Below are 254 nucleotides of genomic sequence, written 5' to 3'. Positions count from 1 at the left end.
AAGTGCTGGTACATGATGGACTGGGCATCTGGCTGTGTGCCCGGCGGCTGGAACAGGGAAAATTCCACTGGGCGCAGGTTCACCAGGGTGAAAGCATGGCGATCAGTCCGGAACAGTTACATGCACTGATCCAGGGTTTACCTTGGCAGCGCATTGGACGACAGCAGGTGGTGACGATGCTCTAAACTAGGCTGGTCCATTCTGCTATTCTCCAAACGTTCTATTTCCTCTGCGTCATGACCTCAGGCATACTG

Annotated in this window: 1 protein-coding gene; it reads left to right on the top strand. The window is 53.9% G+C overall.

Features of this window, described 5'->3' with window-relative positions:
* A partial coding sequence (gene tnpB, locus B3143_RS01010) for an IS66 family insertion sequence element accessory protein TnpB (RefSeq protein ID WP_286739196.1) occupies positions 1–185 on the top strand: 185 nt, incomplete at its 5' end.
* Between the last annotated feature and the right edge of the window lie 69 nt (positions 186–254).

Source organism: Acinetobacter sp. UBA1496 (assembly GCF_002324975.1).
Taxonomy (GTDB): domain Bacteria; phylum Pseudomonadota; class Gammaproteobacteria; order Pseudomonadales; family Moraxellaceae; genus Acinetobacter; species Acinetobacter variabilis.
The sequence above is the reverse complement of the archived record's forward strand: the minus strand, read 5'-3'. Positions and strand labels throughout refer to the sequence as shown.